This window comes from Candidatus Thermoplasmatota archaeon, from assembly GCA_018814355.1.
Lineage (GTDB): Archaea > Thermoplasmatota > Thermoplasmata > UBA10834 > UBA10834 > COMBO-56-21.
In genome coordinates this window covers 1-4,724 of the sequence record JAHIZT010000051.1, presented here as the reverse complement: position 1 = coordinate 4,724, position 4,724 = coordinate 1, and the positions used below count along the sequence as shown (strand labels likewise).

At 53.2% G+C, this 4,724-nt stretch carries 5 protein-coding genes; 1 reads left to right on the top strand and 4 read right to left on the bottom strand.

Features of this window, described 5'->3' with window-relative positions; genetic code table 11:
* Positions 1-67 precede the first annotated feature (67 nt).
* The 3 genes from KJ653_03360 to KJ653_03350 all read right to left on the bottom strand — a co-directional run bounded on the left by KJ653_03360 (position 68) and on the right by KJ653_03350 (position 1,931).
* The gene (locus KJ653_03360; GenBank protein MBU0684872.1) at positions 68-487 is read right to left on the bottom strand and encodes a retropepsin-like domain-containing protein; all 420 of its coding nucleotides are present in this window, start codon (positions 485-487) and stop codon (positions 68-70) included.
* A gap of 13 nt (positions 488-500) precedes the next feature.
* Positions 501-731, bottom strand: coding sequence for a succinyl-CoA synthetase subunit alpha (locus tag KJ653_03355; GenBank protein ID MBU0684871.1), 231 nt, complete (start codon positions 729-731; stop codon positions 501-503).
* A gap of 285 nt (positions 732-1,016) precedes the next feature.
* Positions 1,017-1,931 carry a tyrosine-type recombinase/integrase gene (locus KJ653_03350; GenBank protein MBU0684870.1) on the bottom strand — a complete coding sequence of 305 codons (915 nt, stop codon included), beginning with the start codon at positions 1,929-1,931 and terminating at the stop codon, positions 1,017-1,019.
* Between the two features lie 249 nt (positions 1,932-2,180).
* Here KJ653_03350 and KJ653_03345 point away from each other — a divergent pair, with 249 nt between their 5' ends.
* Positions 2,181-3,662, top strand: a complete 1,482-nt coding sequence (locus KJ653_03345; protein ID MBU0684869.1) for an ATP-binding protein — start codon at positions 2,181-2,183, stop codon at positions 3,660-3,662.
* A gap of 71 nt (positions 3,663-3,733) precedes the next feature.
* Here KJ653_03345 and KJ653_03340 read toward each other — a convergent pair whose 3' ends face one another.
* Positions 3,734-4,675 (bottom strand): type II restriction endonuclease, encoded by a 942-nt coding sequence (locus KJ653_03340; GenBank protein MBU0684868.1) that lies wholly within the window; start codon positions 4,673-4,675, stop codon positions 3,734-3,736.
* Positions 4,676-4,724: the final 49 nt, after the last annotated feature.

Sequence of the window (4,724 nt, the reverse complement as noted above, 5' to 3'; positions counted from 1 at the left end):
GTAAAGGCATGACAGGAGGCAGCCACCGCGCGGCCGATTGCAGAAGACCGAATCCTGAGGAGCTACCCTAGTCCTTCGCGACCTTCTTGAGCGATATTCGCTCCCTCCGCTCGTCGAAAGTGATCTCGAACTCCTCGAAGAACCCTTCACGCCCGATGAGCACTGGGATGTTGGACTCTGGGTCAAGGACGACCTTCACTGGGATGTCGAAGGAGTAGTTCTCGTGTCCCTGGAAGACCCTCACTCGCACATGGTCCTCTGCGGTCTCGACCTCGCCACCGATTCCGCCGCAAGGACCTTTGTCCTTCGTGAGGTCGAGGCCCAGCAGCTGGCCGACCTCCAGCGGCAGCACTGAGATGTCCGCTCCAGAATCGAGGATCGCCATGATCTCCACCGTGTCAGAAGGGCCGATGAACGTCACCGGGATTGTCGGCGTCTTCCTCGGAGGGCCTCCTTTTCGAGGCAGCGCCTTGTACTTGAAGTTCATGAGCAGCGTTCCGTCAGAAGACCATCGTGTCCTGATCGGGCACTCTCGTCAGGAGCGGCCTCTTTGAGGGATACCGTTTCTTCGCCATCTCGTAGGCCTTCTTGAAGCTCGGATCGTGGGACACGACCTTCCCGTTGCAGATAGCGATCCACTCCCCGACGTACGGCCTCAGGTCGGCGTTCATATATCCCAGGTAGTTGTCTTTCGAGAGCATGTCCTTGTCAGCACCCCTGGTCGAAGGCATCGATGATTACCATTGCTCGATCCATACTTAAGCACTTCCGTCACCGCAGCTCACGAGGTCCGACCTATTTGAATGGCGACACTACATGCATCATGCAGAGACGCCTGGTCCTGGCTTCAATTATAGTTTGAACATGACGAAACGAAAACGAGAAACGGCGTCCAGATCGTGCAGACGCTGACTTTCGGAAACATTTCCTACATGCAATCAACTATCCTGAAACAGCTTTCGCGAAATCATCGGTTCAAATCCGGCTCCCTGCACACCGGACTAGCTGGCTTTTTCTCAATCAGCGGTTTCTGGTACAGACCTCTTCTCCCGATGAGCGGAATCGTAAGCCTGATCGAGAAGACGAAAAGCATGGTCGGGCCGTATCCTCGCGTAGTAGAGCTCGGTCGTTCGCGTAGTCTGGTGTCTAAGCGCCCTGGAGACCGCATCGGGACGGCCGCCCCAATCGATACACATTTGCCCAAATGTCGCTCGTAGGGTCTGGATCCGGAACCTGATCCCGGAGCACCTCTCAGCTTGTGCCTTGACCTTGCCCCACATCCCATCGGTCCAGTAATCTGCGACGCCATCGGTGACCTTTGGCACCAAAGCCTCGCATGACTCGATTCCAGCGTTAGCCAGATACCGATTTCGTTCTGCCAGGAACTCGACCACCGTTTCACGGGCAGGGTGCAATATCCGGGCGGGAGACGCAACAGCCCAGCTGCTCTCACCCTTGGGATGAGCCACTACGATGGTCCAGGTGTCGATGCTTAGGTCCTCCAGCCTGGCTCGACGAAGTTCAGACCTTCTGAGTCCTGAATACGCGTACATCGCAACCATGAACCGCGCCACGGCGCCTTCGTACCCTGGCATCGTTCTCAGTTTCGAGCGTATCTCCTCGACCCGTGACTCAGGCAGTACTCTGACCTCGGCAGACACCTTCTGAGGAAAGCGCACATAATGCAGCTTCCTCATCTGATCAATCACTCCGTTGTTCTGGAACCGCAGAAACCCATTGAGGTAGTTCATGTAGTTGGCCTGAGTGGCATGTGCGAGACTGATGCCGTGCCTCGTCTTCCTGGTCCTCATCCATTCCATGAAGGCGGCGATGTCGTCCTTGGTCATCTTCCGAGGATTCATCGTCCTAACCTTGCCATCCTTCCTCAACTCAAGGAAGGCCTTGTGGATCGTCCTGAAGCCTCGCTCCATGGTCTGGAGAGTCTTCCGCGCGTAGTAGCTCCTGATCGCTTCGAGGTAGGCTTGCTGACAGGGAACCCATGAATCGCGGGGCAGGATCTAGTCCTCCTAGGTCGACCCCTGCAGACAATCCTCGCAGTGGATCATGACCGACGGAAGAGTCACAGGGGACCTGCCTCGTGACAATTTGCATTACATGCATACAGTATATTGCATCATAATGCATAAGATTGATATACAAACATTGCATTATAGTACAATATGAATCAGAATGAAGTTCCTCTCGACAGGATCAGAAGGGCGCTCGCCAATCAGAACCCGTGGTGGTCCGCGGGAAAGGTTCCTAGTCCACTCCTATGTCCCTATCGAAGAAGGGATTTCTATCCTCTGAGGGACAAGCTCGCCGATGAAAGAATTCTGGTCATAACCGGCCCGAGGAGGGCTGGCAAGACGACAGTCATGTACCAGATAATCGACGAGCTTCTGTCAGCAAAGAAAGTGGAGCCGAGGCGCGTCCTCTTCGTGAGCTTCGACTACCCCTATCTTCTAGCCGATCTTGATCGTCCTTTCGAGGACATCTTGAGGGCGTACACAGAAACCATCCTGAAGGAATCACTCGAGAATCTGACAGAGCGTGTCTACATCTTCCTTGACGAGGTCTACTCGCTTCCGGAGTGGGGAAAGGTCATGAAGGGGCATTTCGACCGGAGGACGAATACAAAGGTTATCCTTTCGGGCTCGAGTTCTCCGGAGATCATCGCAGAAGCAGCGAGATCGCTCGTGGGCAGAATAGACAGGCACCTCATGCTTCAGATGAAGTTCGTTGACGTGGTATGCCACGATCTGAACAAGGACAGCGATCGCATAAAGGAAGCGTCCCTTGGACTCATGAGGAAGGGATTTGAGGATTTCCTGTCGAAGGGCAGTATAAAGTCCCTATGGAGAACATACAACGATGCCTTCAATGCTCTTGCGAACCTGGAGGACGAGATCCAAGGTATCCTCCTGGATTACCTCGTCAAGGACGGATATCCGGAGAACCTTGGAGTCACGGACTTCACCAAGTGCGCTCAGGCTATCGTTACCTCAGTCGACCTGTCAATCTACAAGGATGTCATGCGCGTCTTCAAGAATCGGGAACCCCAGAAGATCGAGAAGCTGATGGCTGTGCTTTCTCAGAGCTCCGGGAACATCGTGGCATCGAACACACTGTCCGACACACTAGGATTGAACTTCAGAACCGTCGAGCGGTATCTGTCCCACCTTGAGGCAGTGTATCTCGTATCGGTATCGTACGCTTACTCCGGGTCGCTGTACAAGAGCCTCCCGAAGGCGAGGAAAATCTACGTCGCCAACGTCGGGGTAAGGAACGCGATCTTGGGGCTGCTCAACGAACGGCTTCCCGAGAACTCGGTTGAGCTTGGCAGGTGCGCGGAAGCTGTGGCGCACGACCACATCAAGAGACTAGCCTTCTGCATGCAGCCCACTAGAGAGCCTCGCATGTACTATTGGCGGGACAGGTCTGGGAACGAGGTCGATATTATCGTCGATATGAGAAGGATGGGAATCCCCTTCGACGTCAGATTCAGAGAGACTATCGACAAGGGCGACCTGAAGGCGTTGAACTTGTTCTTGGCCGAGAATCCTGGGTGCAAATGCGGGATCCTCCTTACCAAGAGAAGACTAGGAGTCGATGGCAAGGTGCTGATGATTCCTCTCTGGTTGTTCTTGCTGACGTGTTAAAGGATCAGCCAGATTGCGGTTTGCATTCGATAGCATCTGAACTGCTATGACCCCCTGAAAGGCCCAGGCAATCAGGAGAACCTATTCAGGCTGGCTTCAAAGGTATTGATGTTGTAGATGCTTCCGAATTGTGATGAGAGCCTAACAAACCTTTCGCGTCCTCCTGGAGAAAGCCAGTAGTTCCCATCCGTTATCCAGTGGAATTCATATTCCTTTATCTTGTCAATGGCTTGACTCATATCGACATATTCGCCCTCATTGATCCCTATCTTCGTACCAGTGGTTGTGTAGAAGTTGACCTCGAAGAGATGCCTAGGCTTAGCCCCCGACAGGATGATCACATCGAACTTCTTGGGCTTCATTTCTTTGGGTTTGACTACCCCTTCCACATATCTTTCCGTACAGAACAGCTTGCCTCGTGGTAGTTCGCCGCCCAGCTGCACACTGACGTCACTCTTCAGTGTCCTCAAGCCCTTCTGGTTCAAGATGGTATCAATGTTCAGGAAACCGTTTCTTTCAAGAACCTCTACAACCTTCCTTTTGGCGTAGTCGCCGTGCATCCCCTTGTTATCCCGAGGAGCCCGCTTCGATTTTAACAATGCTGGTAGATCCGTGCATCCAAGCAGGTCATTCAATCTGAGCCTGTGGATGACATAATCCGACAGTCTATACGAGGACTCTTTGAAAACTGGGTCAGACACACGGAGTCTCAGCATCTCAGGGTTGTCGGTTATCTTCTCAGCATGCTTGCTGACCGCCATCTTGAAGACAGCCACGACCATTCTCCTGTGTTCCTCCTTGTCGCTTCTCCTCAGCTCAGACAACGACATTTCAGCGGTGAGTTCTCTCAGGGCCTTTTCACATTGCCTCAGCAGGTTTCGATCATGGTCCATGTTCAATAGCGCGTACTGATAGATCGAGTCGATATTCATGGAGTTCATCTTGACAACATCGAAGAAGAAGTGTATGAGCTGCGCGTGGGTGAATCTCTGTTGCTGCAGCACGGCCTCCAAGACCTTGAAGGATCCCGGATGGAGTCTTATGAACTCGGAGAGACTCTCG